The sequence below is a fragment of the Escherichia sp. MOD1-EC6819 genome (assembly GCF_002965765.1).
In the GTDB taxonomy this organism is placed as follows: Bacteria; Pseudomonadota; Gammaproteobacteria; order Enterobacterales; family Enterobacteriaceae; genus Escherichia; species Escherichia ruysiae.
The window spans coordinates 230719-244299 of sequence record NZ_PTRG01000009.1 but is presented as its reverse complement, the minus strand read 5'-3'; the positions used below and the strand labels follow the sequence as shown (position 1 = coordinate 244299).

The 13581-nt window shown below is 52.6% G+C and carries 10 protein-coding genes; 9 read left to right on the top strand and 1 reads right to left on the bottom strand.

Going from position 1 to position 13581, the window contains the following annotated elements:
- Window positions 1–29: 29 nt before the first annotated feature.
- The 4 genes from ycaQ (at window position 30) to A7Z06_RS15090 (ending at window position 3285) form a co-directional block, all read left to right on the top strand.
- A complete protein-coding gene (ycaQ, locus tag A7Z06_RS15105) occupies window positions 30–1262 on the top strand; it encodes a crosslink repair DNA glycosylase YcaQ (protein ID WP_000174810.1) in 1233 nt (410 codons plus the stop codon).
- Between the two features lie 51 nt (window positions 1263–1313).
- Complete coding sequence (gene ycaR / locus A7Z06_RS15100) at window positions 1314–1496, top strand: protein YcaR (RefSeq protein WP_000350069.1); 183 nt, start codon at window positions 1314–1316, stop codon at window positions 1494–1496.
- Window positions 1493–2239: a 3-deoxy-manno-octulosonate cytidylyltransferase gene (kdsB, locus tag A7Z06_RS15095; RefSeq protein WP_000011598.1), complete on the top strand. Its 747-nt coding sequence runs from the start codon at window positions 1493–1495 to the stop codon at window positions 2237–2239. Before ycaR ends, kdsB begins: the two co-directional genes overlap by 4 nt.
- Before the next feature lie 152 nt (window positions 2240–2391).
- Entirely contained in the window at window positions 2392–3285 is an 894-nt protein-coding gene (locus tag A7Z06_RS15090; RefSeq protein ID WP_105279482.1) for a YcbJ family phosphotransferase, read from the top strand.
- Here A7Z06_RS15090 and elyC read toward each other — a convergent pair.
- Window positions 3262–4041, bottom strand: a complete 780-nt coding sequence (elyC, locus tag A7Z06_RS15085; protein WP_000899558.1) for an envelope biogenesis factor ElyC — start codon at window positions 4039–4041, stop codon at window positions 3262–3264. The two genes, A7Z06_RS15090 and elyC, sit on opposite strands and share 24 nt — an antisense overlap.
- A gap of 135 nt (window positions 4042–4176) precedes the next feature.
- Between elyC and cmoM the strand changes: the two genes are divergently transcribed.
- The 5 genes from cmoM (at window position 4177) to ldtD (ending at window position 13529) form a co-directional block, all read left to right on the top strand.
- Window positions 4177–4962 (top strand): tRNA uridine 5-oxyacetic acid(34) methyltransferase CmoM, encoded by a 786-nt coding sequence (gene cmoM, locus A7Z06_RS15080; RefSeq protein WP_010344470.1) that lies wholly within the window; start codon window positions 4177–4179, stop codon window positions 4960–4962.
- Window positions 4959–6281: a chromosome partition protein MukF gene (mukF, locus tag A7Z06_RS15075; RefSeq protein ID WP_001288859.1), complete on the top strand. Its 1323-nt coding sequence runs from the start codon at window positions 4959–4961 to the stop codon at window positions 6279–6281. The genes cmoM and mukF overlap by 4 nt, the downstream gene beginning before the upstream one ends.
- Window positions 6262–6966 carry a chromosome partition protein MukE gene (mukE, locus tag A7Z06_RS15070; RefSeq protein WP_010344468.1) on the top strand — a complete coding sequence of 235 codons (705 nt, stop codon included), beginning with the start codon at window positions 6262–6264 and terminating at the stop codon, window positions 6964–6966. The genes mukF and mukE overlap by 20 nt, the downstream gene beginning before the upstream one ends.
- Window positions 6966–11426 carry a chromosome partition protein MukB gene (gene mukB / locus A7Z06_RS15065; protein ID WP_000572685.1) on the top strand — a complete coding sequence of 1487 codons (4461 nt, stop codon included), beginning with the start codon at window positions 6966–6968 and terminating at the stop codon, window positions 11424–11426. Before mukE ends, mukB begins: the two co-directional genes overlap by 1 nt.
- 255 nt (window positions 11427–11681) lie before the next feature.
- Complete coding sequence (ldtD, locus tag A7Z06_RS15060; RefSeq protein WP_000926032.1) at window positions 11682–13529, top strand: L,D-transpeptidase; 1848 nt, start codon at window positions 11682–11684, stop codon at window positions 13527–13529.
- Window positions 13530–13581 lie beyond the last annotated feature (52 nt).

The following is a 13581-nucleotide window of genomic DNA, read 5'->3' as shown; positions in this document are numbered from 1 at the left end:
GCAGCAGCGTTCAATTGATGGAGCCATGAATGACGCTGCCGTATATCTCTCTTGCTGATGCACGTAATCTTCATCTCGCTGCGCAAGGTCTGTTAAAAAAATCTCGTCGTCGCGCGTTGCCGCAAGATGTTCTGGCAGCTATCTCCCGCATGTCCTTGCTGCAAATCGACACTATCAATATCGTTGCTCGCAGCCCTTATTTGGTGCTTTTTAGTCGTCTGGGTAATTATCCTCCGCAGTGGCTGGACGAGTCGCTGGCGCATGGCGAATTAATGGAATACTGGGCGCATGAAGCCTGCTTTATGCCGCGTAGTGATTTTCATCTCATTCGCCACCGGATGCTGGCGCCAGAAAAAATGGGCTGGAAATATCAAGACGCTTGGATGCGGGAACATGCGGAAGAAATTGAACAGTTACTTCAGTACATTCAGGATAACGGACCCGTACGTTCAGCCGATTTTGCTCATCCCCGCAAAGGGGCAAGCGGTTGGTGGGAGTGGAAGCCGCATAAACGCCATCTGGAAGGGCTGTTTACTGCTGGAAAGGTGATGGTGATTGAACGGCGTAATTTCCAGCGCGTTTATGATTTAACCCATCGTGTCATGCCGCACTGGGATGATAAGTGTGACCTCGTTTCGCAAACAGAAGCAGAAATCACTATGCTGGATAACAGTGCGCGTAGCCTGGGAATATTCCGCGAACAGTGGCTGGCGGATTACTATCGCCTTAAACGCCCGGCGCTGGCTGCCTGGCGTGATGTGCGTGCTGAACAGCAGAAAATTATCCCCGTAAATGTGGAGAGGTTAGGACAACTCTGGCTGCATATTGATTTGTTGCCTCTTCTCGAAACAGCTCTCGCGGGGAAACTCACCGCGACGCATAGCACTGTACTGTCACCCTTTGACCCTGTCGTCTGGGATCGCAAACGCGCAGAGCAGCTTTTTGATTTTAGCTACCGGCTGGAATGCTACACGCCGGCACCGAAACGCCAGTATGGCTATTTCGTTCTGCCGTTACTGCATCGTGGACAATTAGTCGGGCGAATGGATGCTAAAATGCATCGCCAGACGGGCGTCCTTGAAGTTATCGCCCTTTGGTTACAGGATGGCATCAAACTGACTGCTTCTCTTCAAAAAGGATTACGCCAGGCGATTACCGATTTTGCTGGCTGGCAGCAGGCAACGCGAGTGACATTAGGGCGCTGCCCACACGGTCTCTTTAGTGATTGCCGCACAGGCTGGGAAATAGCCCCCTGGGCATAAATGATTATGATAAGATTTATGCATTCATAACCCGATCCATCTGGAGGAACTATGGATCATCGTCTGCTTGAAATCGTTGCCTGCCCGGTTTGCAACGGCAAACTTTGGTATAACCAGGAAAAACAAGAACTGATTTGCAAACTGGATAACCTGGCTTTCCCGCTGCGCGATGGCATCCCTGTGCTGTTGGAAACGGAAGCCCGCGTGCTGACTGCTGATGAGAGTAAATCATGAGTTTTGTGGTGATTATTCCTGCACGCTACGCTTCTACGCGTCTGCCTGGTAAACCGTTGGTCGATATTAACGGTAAGCCGATGATCGTTCATGTTCTTGAACGCGCCCGCGAATCAGGAGCCGATCGCATCATTGTCGCAACCGATCATCAAGATGTTGCCCGCGCTGTTGAAGCGGCAGGAGGGGAAGTGTGCATGACGCGCGCCGATCATCAGTCAGGCACCGAACGCCTGGCGGAAGTTGTCGAAAAATGCGCGTTCAGCGACGACACGGTGATTGTTAATGTGCAGGGCGATGAGCCAATGATCCCTGCGACAATCATTCGTCAGGTTGCTGATAATCTCGCCCAGCGTGAAGTAGGCATGGCTACTCTGGCTGTACCTATCCACAGTGCGGAAGAAGCCTTTAATCCGAATGCGGTTAAAGTAGTGCTTGACGCTGAAGGTTATGCGCTTTACTTCTCACGAGCCACCATTCCGTGGGATCGTGACCGTTTTGCAAAAGGTCTGGAAACCGTTGGTGATAACTTCCTGCGTCATCTTGGTATTTATGGCTACCGTGCAGGCTTTATCCGTCGTTACGTCACCTGGCAGCCAAGTCCGTTAGAACACATCGAAATGTTAGAGCAGCTTCGCGTACTGTGGTACGGCGAAAAAATCCACGTTGCTGTTGCCCAGGAAGTTCCTGGTACAGGAGTGGATACCCCTGAAGATCTCGAGCGCGTTCGCGCTGAAATGCTCTAAGCTGATTTCACGACACTCCACCTGATTTTGGGGGGAGTGTCGTACCGTTACGATTTTCCTCATTTTTCTTTTCAACAATTGATCTCATTCAGGTGACATCTTTTACATTGGCGCTCATTATGAAGGCAGTAGCTTTTATGAGGGTAATCTGAATGGAACAGCTGCGTGCCGAATTAAGCCATTTACTGGGCGAAAAACTCAGTCGTATTGAGTGCGTCAATGAAAAAGCGGATACGGCGTTGTGGGCTTTGTATGACAGCCAGGGAAACCCAATGCCGTTAATGGCGAGAAGCTTTAGTACGCCAGGCCAAGCCCGCCAGTTGGCATGGAAGACCACCATGCTGGCGCGCAGCGGGACTGTTCGTATGCCAACCATCTATGGCGTGATGACACATGAAGAACATCCTGGCCCCGATGTCCTGTTACTGGAGCGGATGCGTGGTGTTTCTGTAGAAGCTCCCGCGCGTACACCGGAACGCTGGGAGCATCTGAAAGAGCAAATTGTTGAAGCTCTGCTGGCCTGGCATCGACAGGACAGTCGAGGTTGCGTCGGCGCAGTCGACAACACTCAGGAAAATTTCTGGCCCTCTTGGTATCGGCAACATGTTGAAGTGCTATGGACCACGCTCAATCAGTTCCATAACACCGGACTAACGATGCAGGATAAGCGTATCCTGTTCCGCACTCGCGAATGTCTTCCGGCCTTATTTGAAGGCTTTAACGACAATTGTGTGCTGATTCATGGCAATTTCTGTTTGCGCAGCATGTTGAAAGATTCTCATAGCGATCAATTACTGGCGATGGTAGGGCCGGGCCTCATGCTTTGGGCGCCACGTGAGTATGAGCTGTTCCGGTTGATGGATAACACTCTGGCAGAAGATTTACTCTGGAGTTACCTGCAACGCGCGCCAGTGGCGGAGTCTTTCATCTGGCGGCGTTGGCTGTATGTGTTATGGGATGAAGTTGCGCAACTGGTCAATACCGGACGGTTTAGTCGGCGCAACTTCGATCTGGCATCAAAATCACTCCTTCCCTGGCTCGCCTGACGAACCTTTCAGCCACTGCCAGATGCGACCAAGCGTTTCATAGCCTACACGGTCGCTATGCATCAACCAGACCGGAGAGGGAATTGCCCGTTCCCACGGATTAAGCGGCGAGTCGATTGCCAGCTGATTCGCCGGGGCTGGCAGCGGATTCAGGCCTTCCTGCTGGAAAAAGATCATCGCGCGCGGCAAATGAGACGCAGATGTCACCAGCAGGAAAGGGGCGTCACCAATGGCCTGTTTCACTGCGGCTGCTTCTTCTTCGGTATCTTTTGGCAAATCCAGCGTAATAATTTGTTCACGCGGCACGCCCAGCGATTGCGCCACTCTGGCACCTACTTCCGCTGTACTCACCGTATTGGTTTTTGCTACGCCTCCCGTGAAGATCAGTTTTGATCCCGGATTCTCGCGCCATAAACGAATACCTTCATTCAGGCGCGGCAAACTATTATTGATTAAATTTGAACTTGGTGCCCACTGCGGGTTCCAGGTATAACCACCTCCGAGCACCACGATATAGTCCACTTTTTGTGCATTATTCCATGTCGGATAAGTGCTTTCGATGGGACGCAGCAGGCGGTCGGCTACTGGTTGCAAACTTAATAACAAAAGCGCCAACCATCCTGCGCTAATAAATATCTTTCCAGTTTTTTGAAAACGGCTAAACCACAGTAGCACCAGACCCACACCGATAATCAACAACATTAGCGGAAGCGGCAGCAGCATACCGCCAATCACTTTTTTCAGTGTAAAAAGCATCCTTTCTGGTTCCTTTTTTAACCATATAGCGAGGGATCGACAGTGATATTACACCAGACGGGTTCATTCTCGCCGTGGCTGTGACAAAATAGCGCCTTTATCAGAAAACGTCTTAGCCAACCGGTGGAGAAAGCAATGCAGGATCGCAATTTTGATGACATTGCGGAAAAGTTTTCCCGTAACATTTACGGCACCACCAAAGGACAGCTTCGACAGGCTATTCTGTGGCAGGATCTCGATCGTGTGCTGGTGGATATGGAACCGCAAAAACTGCGTGTGCTGGATGCCGGTGGTGGAGAAGGACAGACCGCGATCAAAATGGCCGAACGAGGGCATCAGGTCATTTTATGCGATCTCTCCGCCCAGATGATCGACCGCGCAAAGCAGGCGGCAGACGCTAAAGGTGTGAGCGACAACATGCAATTTATACATTGCGCCGCTCAGGACGTTGCTTCGCATTTGGAAACGCCCGTTGATCTGATATTGTTCCATGCGGTGCTGGAATGGGTGGCTGATCCCCGCAGCGTATTGCAAACGTTGTGGTCAGTGTTGCGCCCAGGCGGCGTGTTGTCATTAATGTTCTACAATGCGCATGGCTTGCTGATGCATAACATGGTCGCAGGGAATTTTGATTACGTGCAGGCGGGAATGCCGAAAAAGAAAAAACGGACGCTTTCGCCAGACTATCCACGCGACCCGGCGCAGGTATATCAGTGGCTGGAAGAAGCTGGCTGGCAAATTATGGGTAAAACCGGCGTTCGCGTGTTTCATGATTATCTGCGTGAAAAGCACCAGCAGCGCGACTGCTACGAAGCATTACTTGAATTAGAAACGCGTTATTGCCGTCAGGAACCATATATCAGCCTGGGGCGTTATATTCATGTCACCGCGCGCAAACCGCAGAGCAAGGATAAAGTATGAGTGAATTTTCCCAGACAGTCCCCGAACTGGTTGCCTGGGCCAGAAAAAATGACTTCTCCATCTCGCTGCCGGTAGACCGACTCTCTTTTCTGCTGGCGGTTGCCACGCTGAATGGCGAGCGTCTGGATGGTGAGATGAGTGAAGGCGAGCTGGTGGATGCATTCCGCCATGTGAGTGATGCGTTTGAGCAAACCAGCGAAACCATCGGCGTGCGCGCCAACAACGCGATCAACGACATGGTGCGTCAACGTCTGCTGAACCGCTTTACCAGTGAGCAGGCGGAAGGGAATGCTATATATCGTCTGACGCCGCTCGGCATCGGCATTACTGACTACTACATCCGTCAGCGTGAGTTTTCTACGCTACGTCTTTCTATGCAGTTGTCGATCGTTGCAGGCGAACTGAAGCGTGCGGCGGACGCGGCAGAAGAGGGCGGCGATGAGTTTCACTGGCACCGCAATGTCTATGCTCCGCTGAAATATTCGGTAGCAGAAATTTTCGACAGCATCGATCTAACGCAACGTCTGATGGATGAGCAGCAGCAGCAGGTGAAAGATGACATCGCTCAGTTGCTGAATAAAGACTGGCGCGCGGCGATCTCCAGCTGCGAATTGTTGCTTTCAGAAACCTCCGGTACGCTGCGTGAATTGCAGGATACGCTGGAAGCGGCAGGTGACAAATTGCAGGCTAACCTGTTGCGCATCCAGGATGCGACCATGACGCATGACGATCTGCATTTTGTCGATAGTCTGGTGTTCGATCTGCAAAGTAAGCTCGATCGTATTATCAGCTGGGGACAGCAATCTATCGACTTGTGGATTGGCTACGATCGCCACGTACACAAATTTATCCGTACTGCTATCGATATGGATAAAAACCGCGTCTTTGCTCAGCGGTTACGTCAGTCGGTACAAACCTATTTTGATGAACCGTGGGCGCTGACTTACGCTAATGCCGATCGTCTGTTGGATATGCGTGACGAAGAGATGGCGCTGCGCGACGAAGAAGTGACCGGGGAGCTTCCGCCAGATTTAGAGTACGAAGAGTTCAACGAGATCCGCGAACAACTGGCGGCGATCATCGAAGAACAGCTCGCCGTGTACAAAACCAGACAAGTACCGCTGGATCTTGGTCTGGTGGTACGCGAATATCTGGCGCAGTATCCACGTGCGCGTCACTTTGACGTTGCGCGTATTGTTATTGATCAGGCGGTACGCCTCGGCGTAGCGCAAGCAGATTTCACCGGACTGCCTGCGAAATGGCAGCCGATTAATGATTACGGAGCCAAGGTACAGGCGCATGTCATCGACAAATATTGAACAAGTGATGCCGGTTAAGCTGGCGCAGGCGCTGGCGAATCCGTTATTTCCGGCGCTGGATAGCGCCTTACGTTCAGGCCGTCATATTGGCCTCGACGAACTGGATAATCATGCATTCCTGATGGATTTTCAGGAATATCTGGAAGAGTTTTACGCACGTTATAACGTGGAGCTTATTCGCGCGCCGGAAGGTTTTTTCTATTTGCGCCCACGTTCTACCACTATTATCCCGCGCTCCGTATTGTCGGAACTGGACATGATGGTCGGGAAAATCCTCTGTTATCTCTATCTCAGCCCGGAACGGCTGGCGAACGAGGGGATTTTTACTCAGCAGGAACTGTATGATGAACTGCTCACCCTGGCTGATGAAGCGAAACTGCTGAAACTGGTAAACAACCGTTCTACCGGTTCGGACGTGGATCGCCAGAAGTTGCAGGAAAAAGTACGCTCTTCGCTCAACCGTCTGCGCCGCTTAGGCATGGTGTGGTTTATGGGGCACGACAGCAGCAAGTTCCGCATTACTGAATCGGTGTTCCGTTTCGGTGCGGATGTCCGTGCGGGCGACGATCCGCGCGAAGCCCAGCGTCGCCTGATTCGCGATGGTGAAGCTATGTCGCTGGAAAACCACCTGCAACTCAACGACGAAACTGAAGAGAATCAGCCAGATAGCGGAGAGGAAGAATAATGATTGAACGCGGTAAATTTCGCTCACTGACGCTGATTAACTGGAATGGCTTTTTTGCCCGTACCTTTGACCTTGATGAGCTGGTCACGACGCTTTCCGGCGGTAATGGTGCGGGTAAATCAACCACCATGGCGGCGTTCGTTACGGCGCTTATCCCCGACCTGACCTTGTTGCACTTTCGTAACACCACGGAAGCCGGGGCTACCAGCGGTTCGCGAGATAAAGGCCTGCACGGTAAGCTAAAAGCGGGTGTCTGTTATTCGATGCTTGACACCATCAACTCGCGCCACCAGCGCGTGGTGGTTGGTGTGCGTCTACAACAGGTTGCCGGGCGCGATCGTAAAGTTGATATCAAACCGTTTGCCATTCAGGGGCTGCCGATGTCGGTGCAGCCGACGCAACTGGTGACCGAAACCCTGAACGAACGTCAGGCGCGCGTGCTGCCGCTTAACGAGCTGAAAGACAAACTCGAAGCGATGGAAGGCGTGCAGTTTAAGCAGTTCAACTCCATCACCGATTACCATTCGCTGATGTTCGATCTGGGCATCATCGCGCGTCGTCTGCGTTCTGCTTCTGATCGTAGTAAATTCTATCGTCTGATCGAAGCCTCGCTGTACGGCGGTATTTCCAGCGCCATTACCCGTTCTCTGCGCGATTACCTGCTGCCAGAAAACAGCGGTGTGCGTAAAGCGTTCCAGGACATGGAAGCGGCGCTGCGTGAAAACCGCATGACGCTGGAAGCGATTCGTGTCACTCAGTCTGACCGTGACTTGTTCAAGCATCTGATTAGCGAAGCCACCAACTACGTGGCGGCGGACTACATGCGTCACGCCAACGAGCGCCGTGTCCATCTCGACAAAGCTCTGGAGTTTCGTCGTGAGCTACACACTTCGCGTCAGCAACTGGCGGCGGAGCAGTACAAACACGTCGATATGGCGCGTGAGCTGGCAGAGCACAACGGTGCCGAAGGCGATCTGGAAGCGGATTATCAGGCGGCCAGCGATCACCTGAACCTGGTGCAGACTGCACTGCGTCAGCAGGAAAAGATCGAACGTTACGAAGCGGATCTCGATGAGCTGCAGATCCGTCTGGAAGAGCAAAACGAAGTGGTGGCAGAAGCCATCGAGCGCCAGGAAGAGAACGAAGCGCGTGCGGAAGCCGCCGAACTGGAAGTGGATGAGCTGAAAAGCCAGCTTGCTGACTACCAGCAGGCGCTGGACGTCCAGCAAACGCGCGCGATCCAGTACAACCAGGCGATTGCTGCGCTTAATCGTGCCAAAGAATTGTGTCATCTGCCGGACTTAACCGCCGACAGCGCCGCCGAATGGCTGGAAACCTTCCAGGCGAAAGAGCTGGAAGCGACCGAAAAAATGCTCTCTCTTGAGCAGAAAATGAGCATGGCGCAAACCGCGCACAGCCAGTTTGAGCAGGCTTATCAATTGGTAGTAGCAATCAACGGTCCGCTGGCGCGTAACGAAGCGTGGGAGGTCGCCCGCGAACTGCTGCGCGAAGGGGTCGATCAGCGCCACCTGGCAGAACAGGTTCAGCCGCTGCGGATGCGCTTAAGCGAACTGGAACAGCGTCTGCGCGAGCAGCAAGAAGCCGAACGCCTGCTGGCAGAATTCTGCAAACGTCAGGGCAAGAATTTCGATATCGACGAACTGGAAGCCCTGCATCAGGAACTGGAAGCGCGCATTGCTTCTCTGTCTGACAGCGTGTCTAACGCCCGTGAAGAGCGCATGGCGCTGCGTCAGGAACAGGAACAACTACAATCACGCATTCAGAGTCTGATGCAGCGTGCGCCGGTTTGGCTGGCGGCGCAAAACAGCCTCAATCAGTTGAGTGAGCAGTGCGGTGAAGAGTTCACTTCCAGCCAGGACGTCACTGAATACATGCAACAGTTGCTGGAGCGTGAGCGCGAAGCGATTGTTGAACGTGACGAAGTGGGGGCACGCAAAAACGCCGTTGACGAAGAGATTGAGCGTTTAAGCCAGCCGGGCGGCTCTGAAGATCAGCGCCTGAATGCGCTGGCAGAACGTTTTGGTGGCGTGCTGCTGTCAGAAATTTATGACGACGTTAGCCTTGAAGATGCGCCGTACTTCTCTGCGCTATATGGCCCGTCTCGTCACGCGATCGTCGTGCCGGATCTGTCGCAGATTGCCGAACAACTGGAAGGTTTAACCGATTGCCCGGAAGATCTCTATCTGATCGAAGGTGATCCGCAGTCGTTCGATGACAGCGTGTTCAGCGTTGATGAGCTGGAAAAAGCGGTGGTGGTGAAAATTGCCGACCGTCAGTGGCGTTACTCACGCTTCCCGGAAGTTCCTCTGTTTGGTCGTGCGGCGCGCGAAAGCCGCATTGAAAGCCTTCATGCTGAGCGTGAAGTGCTCTCTGAACGTTTTGCTACGCTCTCCTTTGATGTACAGAAAACCCAGCGTTTGCATCAGGCATTTAGCCGCTTTATCGGCAGCCATCTGGCGGTGGCGTTTGAGTCCGATCCGGAAGCCGAAATCCGCCAACTGAACAGCCGTCGCGTCGAACTGGAGCGGGCGTTGAGTAATCATGAAAATGATAACCAGCAGCAACGTATTCAGTTTGAGCAGGCGAAAGAGGGCGTTACCGCGCTGAACCGCATTCTGCCGCGTCTCAACCTGCTGGCTGATGACAGCCTGGCAGATCGCGTCGATGAAATCCGCGAACGTCTGGATGAAGCCCAGGAAGCCGCGCGTTTTGTTCAGCAGTTCGGTAATCAACTGGCGAAACTGGAGCCGATGGTTTCAGTATTGCAGAGCGACCCTGAACAATTCGAACAGTTAAAAGAAGATTACGCGTACTCCCAGCGGATGCAGCGCGATGCCCGTCAGCAGGCATTTGCCCTGACTGAAGTTGTGCAGCGTCGTGCGCACTTTAGCTACTCCGACTCGGCAGAAATGCTCAGCGGTAACAGCGATCTCAACGAAAAACTGCGTGAACGTCTGGAGCAGGCAGAGGCGGAACGTACCCGCGCTCGTGAAGCGTTGCGTGGTCATGCAGCGCAGTTGAGCCAGTACAACCAGGTACTGGCCTCGCTGAAAAGTTCTTACGACACCAAAAAAGAGCTGCTTAACGATCTGCAACGCGAATTGCAGGATATCGGTGTGCGTGCCGATAGCGGGGCAGAAGAACGGGCGCGCATTCGCCGTGACGAACTACATGCGCAACTGAGCAATAACCGTTCTCGTCGCAACCAACTGGAAAAAGCACTTACCTTCTGCGAAGCGGAGATGGACAACCTGACCCGCAAACTGCGCAAGCTGGAACGTGATTACTTTGAGATGCGCGAGCAGGTGGTGACCGCCAAAGCGGGCTGGTGTGCAGTCATGCGCATGGTGAAAGATAACGGTGTTGAGCGTCGCTTGCACCGTCGCGAGCTGGCTTATCTCTCCGCTGATGATTTGCGTTCCATGTCGGATAAGGCGTTAGGTGCGCTGCGTCTGGCGGTAGCGGATAACGAACATCTACGCGACGTGCTGCGTATGTCGGAAGATCCAAAACGTCCGGAACGTAAAATTCAGTTCTTCGTGGCGGTTTACCAGCATCTGCGTGAACGTATTCGTCAGGATATTATTCGTACCGATGATCCGGTTGAAGCTATCGAGCAGATGGAAATCGAACTTAGCCGTCTGACCGAAGAGTTAACTTCCCGCGAACAGAAACTGGCGATCAGTTCCCGCAGCGTGGCAAACATCATTCGTAAAACCATTCAGCGCGAGCAGAACCGCATCCGTATGCTCAACCAGGGATTGCAGAACGTTTCGTTCGGTCAGGTGAACAGCGTGCGTCTGAACGTGAACGTGCGTGAAACTCACGCCATGCTGCTGGATGTCCTTTCTGAACAGCATGAACAACATCAGGATCTATTTAACAGCAACCGTCTGACCTTCTCGGAAGCCCTGGCGAAACTGTATCAGCGTCTTAACCCGCAGATTGATATGGGCCAGCGCACACCGCAGACCATTGGTGAAGAACTGCTGGATTACCGCAACTACCTGGAGATGGAAGTTGAGGTTAACCGTGGTTCCGATGGCTGGTTGCGTGCGGAATCGGGCGCACTATCTACCGGTGAAGCAATTGGTACAGGTATGTCGATTCTGGTGATGGTGGTACAGAGCTGGGAAGATGAATCACGCCGACTGCGCGGTAAAGACATTTCTCCTTGCCGCCTGCTGTTCCTCGATGAAGCAGCGCGACTGGATGCTCGTTCTATCGCCACGCTGTTTGAATTGTGTGAGCGTTTGCAAATGCAGCTCATCATCGCGGCGCCAGAAAATATTAGCCCGGAGAAAGGCACCACCTACAAACTGGTGCGTAAGGTATTCCAGAATACCGAGCACGTTCATGTGGTTGGTTTACGTGGCTTTGCGCCGCAGCTTCCAGAAACGCTTCCAGGGGCTGACGAAGCGTCTTCCCAGGCAAGTTAAGATTAAGGCGGCAGCGATGTCGCCTTTTTTCAGAAAACTCCGTTTCTGCACTAAAAAAATGCCGCATTACGGCGCGCTTTTCTTTAAACTTCTTTACATTAGGTTGTGTAAAAACGTATCGGTGTTTATATACTGAAGGTAAGCCTGATAAGTAACAGGCTTGCTCGTCATACTTTCGTGAGTATTGGCGTTGTACAGGCAAGTAGAGAAAAGCAGCCTGGCTATTCAAAGTATGATAAAAACAGGGGGCAAGGGATGTTGCTTAACATGATGTGTGGTCGTCGGCTTTCGGCAATAAGTTTGTGTCTGGCCGTAACATTCGCTCCACTGTTCAGTGTGCAGGCTGATGAGCCTGAAGTAATCCCTGGCGACAGCCCGGTGGCTGTTAGCGAACAGGGAGATGCACTGCCGCAAGCGCAAGCTACGGCAATTATGGCGGGACTTCAGCCGCTACCAGAGGGTGCGGCGGAAAACGCTCGCACACAAATCGAATCTCAATTACCCGCAGGTTATAAGCCGGTTTATCTTAACCAGCTTCAACTGCTGTATGCCGCACGTGACATGCAGCCTATGTGGGAAAACCGTGATGCGGTAAAAGCCTTCCAGCAGCAACTGGCGGAAGTGGCGATTGCCGGTTTTCAGCCGCAGTTTAATAAATGGGTAGAGTTACTGACTGATCCTGGCGTTAACGGTCTGGCACGCGACGTAGTGCTGTCGGATGCAATGCTGGGCTATCTCCATTTCGTTGCCAACATTCCGGTCAAAGGTACGCACTGGTTGTACAGCAGTAAACCTTATGCGCTCTCTACACCACCGCTCTCGGTCATTAACCAATGGCAGGTGGCGCTAAATAATGGTCAGTTGCCAACGTTTGTTGCAGGACTGGCTCCGCAGCATCCGCAATATGCCGCGATGCATGAATCTTTATTGACCTTACTCAGCGATACGAAACCGTGGCCACAACTGACCGGTAAAGCAACGCTGCGTCCTGGCCAGTGGAGTAATGATGTACCAGCACTGCGCGAGATTTTGCAGCGAACGGGAATGCTCGAAGGCGGGCCGAAAATTGCGCTCCCTGGCGATGAAACACCCGCAGATGCAGTCGTGAGTCCGTCCGCCGTTGCCGTCGAAACAGCAGAAACTAAGCCGATGGACAGGCAAACTACGGCTCGCAGTAAACCTGCGCCAGCCGTACGCGCTGCCTACGATAATGAGCTGGTGGAAGCCGTTAAACGTTTTCAGGCATGGCAAGGATTGGGGGCCGATGGCGCTATTGGTCCGGCAACGCGGGACTGGTTAAATGTAACGCCAGCCCAGCGTGCAGGTGTGCTGGCACTCAACATCCAGCGTTTACGCTTGCTGCCTGCGGAGCTTTCTACTGGCATCATGGTCAATATACCCGCCTATTCTTTGGTCTATTACCAGAACGGTAATCAGGTGCTGGACTCGCGGGTGATTGTCGGCCGTCCTGACCGCAAAACACCGATGATGAGCAGTGCTTTAAACAATGTGGTGGTGAATCCGCCGTGGAACGTACCGCCGACGCTGGCACGCAAAGATATTCTGCCGAAAGTGCGTAACGATCCGGGTTATCTGGAAAGTCATGGCTATACGGTGATGCGCGGCTGGAACAGCAAAGAAGCGATTGATCCGTGGCAGGTTGACTGGTCAACGATTACCGCCTCGAATTTACCGTTCCGCTTCCAGCAAGCTCCTGGCCCACGAAATTCGCTAGGACGGTATAAATTTAATATGCCGAGTTCAGACGCTATCTACTTACATGACACGCCTAATCACAATCTGTTCAAGCGTGATACACGCGCGTTAAGCTCAGGGTGTGTGCGGGTGAATAAGGCATCTGATCTGGCAAATATGCTGTTGCAGGATGCAGGCTGGAATGACAAGCGTATTTCCGACGCCCTGAAGCAGGGAGATACCCGTTACGTCAATATCCGTCAGTCGATCCCGGTTAATCTCTACTACCTGACCGCTTTTGTCGGTGCAGATGGTCGTACTCAATATCGTACAGATATTTACAATTATGATCTGCCTGCGCGATCCAGCTCGCAAATTGTATCGAAAGCGGAACAATTAATCAGATAAATGAAGTAGTTCGGGTAAATCAGTTGTCGTAATAATTGGCAAAATTGGGGGC